This is a genomic window from Saccharopolyspora sp., assembly GCF_017434145.1.
GTDB classification, from domain to species: Bacteria; Actinomycetota; Actinomycetes; order Mycobacteriales; family Pseudonocardiaceae; genus Saccharopolyspora_C; species Saccharopolyspora_C galaxeae.
Map to the genome: position 1 here is coordinate 1 of NZ_JAFRFW010000722.1, position 2,811 is coordinate 2,811.

The window sequence follows — 2,811 nt, forward strand, 5'->3', positions numbered from 1 at the left end:
ACCCGGCTGGCGCTGGTGCCGGTGCGCCGCGGCGCCGACGTGCTGACCGTGCTCGGCTGGTCCGGGGCGTCCAACCACGTCTCCCGCACCGCGGGGCTGTCGGCGCTGCTGCGCAGCTGGGAGGACCGGTTCGGGGCGCGGCTGCTGCGGCTCGGGCCGGACCGGGTGGACATCAGCGTGGCCGCGCCGCCGCAGGATCCGGCGCACGCGACTTCGGTCGCGGCCGAGCACTGGGCGTTCTGCCCGGACCGGGTGCTGCAGGAATCCGGCAGCATCGCCGCCTACGCCCGCGAAATCCGCGGCCGCCGGACCTGGTCCTTCTGGTGGGAGTGAACTCCCCGGCGCCGCAGCGCGGACACGCCCGAACCTGACCGGATTCGCCGACTTCCACTCGGGTCCGAGCTGGGCGACTCGCTCGCCGCGGGTGTTCGCGTCAGAAGGCCAGCGGGCCGCCGACGATGGTCAGCGCGACCGCCAGCAGCAGCAGGCCGAAACCGCCGTAGAGCACCATGTCCACCGTGCGCGAACGCACCGCCAGCAACCCGACCTGATCCGAGGCCAGCACCGCGCGCATCCCGGCCGCCAGCAGCAGCGCGAGGCTCAGCCACACCGAACCTTCGCGCCAGGCGTGCATCGCTATCCGCAGCAACCCGAGCGCCGTCACCAGCACCACCACCGCGAACGGCACGTGCTCCCAGAGCCGCGACCGGTCGCTGAAACGTTCGCTCATGCCGACCTCCCGCGCGCTACCGAAATGCCGGGTCATCGTAGAGCCCGGCCCGCGCGCCTCCTGCGGACCTTCAGCCGACATCGCCGCGCTCCGCGCGCTCGGCGGCCTCGACGACGTTGGTGAGCAGCATGGCCCGCGTCATCGGCCCGACGCCGCCCGGGTTCGGCGACAGGTACCCGGCGACCTCGGCGACGTCCGGGTGCACGTCCCCGGCCACGCCCTCGTCGGTGCGCGTGACGCCGACGTCGAGCACTGCCGCGCCGGGTTTGACCATGTCCGCGGTGATCAGATGCGGGCGACCGGCCGCGGCGACCACGATGTCGGCCTGCCGCACCTGCGCGGCCAGGTCTTTCGTGCCGGTGTGGCACAACGTGACGGTGGCGTTCTCGCTGCGCCTGGTCAGCAGCAGGCCGAGCGAACGTCCGACCGTGATGCCGCGGCCGACGACTGCGGCCTGCGCCCCGTCCAGCGGAACTTCGTGCCTGCGCAGCAGCTCGACGATGCCGCGGGGCGTGCACGGCAGCGGGGCCGGTTCACCGAGCACGAGCCGTCCGAGGCTGATCGGGTGCAGACCGTCGGCGTCCTTGTCCGGCGCGATGCGCTCGAGCAGCGCTCCGGCGTCGAGGTGCTCCGGCAGCGGCAGCTGCACGATGTAGCCGGTGCAGGCCGGGTCGGCGTTGAGCTCGTCCAACGTGGCTTCGACCGCGGCTTGCGTCACGTCGGCGGGCAGCTCCCGGCGCAGCGAGGCGATGCCCAGCTTGGCGCAGTCGTTGTGCTTGCCGCGGACGTAGGAGTGCGAGCCGGGATCGTCCCCGACCAGCACCGTGCCCAACCCTGGTTGCGCGCCGCGTTCCGCGAGTGCGGCCACCCGGGCGCGCAGCTCGTCGTAGATCGCGTTCTTGGTGGCTTTGCCGTCCAGCGTCGTCGCGCTCACAGCCGTTCATCGTGGCAGACGGCGCACGGCGGAGCCCGGTCGGATCAAGCCCGCCGGATCAAGCCCGCGCGGACCGGTCCGGCAGGGACGCGACGGCCACCGCGACGAACGTCAGCAGCACTCCGATCAAGGTGGACGCGGCCACGTGCGTGCCCGGCGCGGGCACCACCAGGTCCAGCACGAGCGCGCCGAGCAGCTGGCCGGCGACCATCCCCATGCTCAGCACCAGCACTCCGGTGTAGTGCACCAGCACGGCGGAACCGCCGATGACGAAGATGCCGAGGAAACCGCCCACGTACAGCCACGGCGCGGTCGGCAGCGACGAGGGCAGGCCGCGCACCGCGAGTTCCGCCACCCATGCCACGGCCAGCGCTGCCGTCCCCGTACCGAAGTTGATCACTGCGGCGGAGGCGGCGGAGTCCGCGGTCTGCTTCACCCGGCCGTTGACCGCCTGCTGCCACGCGACACCGATGCCGGCCAGCGCGGGCACCAGGATCAGCCAGCTGGCCGCCGACCCGCCCAGCTTCGCCGAGACCGCGATGACCACCGCGATCACCGCCAGCACCCCGCCGATCATGCGCGGCGGGGTGACGCGCTGCGGCCCGGCGGGCCCGAGCCCGAGCCGGTCCACCAGCATCCCGCTGCTGACCTGCCCGGCCACCACGGCGACGGTGACCAGGGCTACCCCGAGCGTCGCCGCGGTCAGGCTCTGGCTGAACACCAGGTAGCCGCCGGAGATGCCGCCGAGCAGGTGCCACCAGCGCAGCCCGCCACCGCGAACCGCGGTGCCCACCCGGCGCAGCCCCCGCCGCGCCGCGGGCAGGAACGCGGTGCCGATCAACAGCACCACCAGCCCCGAGCCGAAGGAGATCAGCGCCGCGGCGGCACCGTCCTGCAGCCGCGCACCGAGCGTGCCGTTGATCCGGGACTGCACGGAAAGCAGCACTCCGACTGCGATCGCCCCGAGCAGACCGAGGACTCGGTCGCGGGCGGTGGAACGGGCTTGAGCACTCACGTGGCGGCAGTGTGCTCCGCGGACTGCGCGGAAAGCGACTCCCGGAGGCTGCGATGTGCGACGAGGCACACCGCGCCGAGTGCGAACCCGGCCGCGGCCGCCGCAGCAGCGGCCGGCCCCGTGGCATCCAGC

At 73.4% G+C, this 2,811-nt stretch carries 4 protein-coding genes; 1 reads left to right on the forward strand and 3 read right to left on the reverse strand.

Annotated elements, in window-relative coordinates; genetic code table 11:
* The coding region (locus tag IJH84_RS19635) for a DUF4253 domain-containing protein (RefSeq protein WP_295147261.1) at window positions 1–333 on the forward strand (333 nt) is incomplete at its 5' end.
* Window positions 334–433: 100 nt separating this feature from the next.
* Here IJH84_RS19635 and IJH84_RS19640 read toward each other — a convergent pair.
* From IJH84_RS19640 to IJH84_RS19650, 3 genes are all read right to left on the reverse strand, one after another.
* Window positions 434–730, reverse strand: a complete 297-nt coding sequence (locus IJH84_RS19640) for a DUF3017 domain-containing protein (RefSeq protein WP_200068520.1) — start codon at window positions 728–730, stop codon at window positions 434–436.
* Window positions 731–800: 70 nt separating this feature from the next.
* The gene (locus tag IJH84_RS19645) at window positions 801–1,664 is read right to left on the reverse strand and encodes a bifunctional methylenetetrahydrofolate dehydrogenase/methenyltetrahydrofolate cyclohydrolase (RefSeq protein ID WP_200068519.1); all 864 of its coding nucleotides are present in this window, start codon (window positions 1,662–1,664) and stop codon (window positions 801–803) included.
* 58 nt (window positions 1,665–1,722) lie between these two features.
* Window positions 1,723–2,679 (reverse strand): DMT family transporter, encoded by a 957-nt coding sequence (locus IJH84_RS19650; RefSeq protein ID WP_295147275.1) that lies wholly within the window; start codon window positions 2,677–2,679, stop codon window positions 1,723–1,725.
* Between the last annotated feature and the right edge of the window lie 132 nt (window positions 2,680–2,811).

Coding starts and splice junctions, on each gene's coding strand:
- IJH84_RS19640 (WP_200068520.1), bottom strand. CDS start 730: ATGAGCGAACGTTTCAGCGACCGGTCGCGGCTCTGGGAGCACGTGCCG.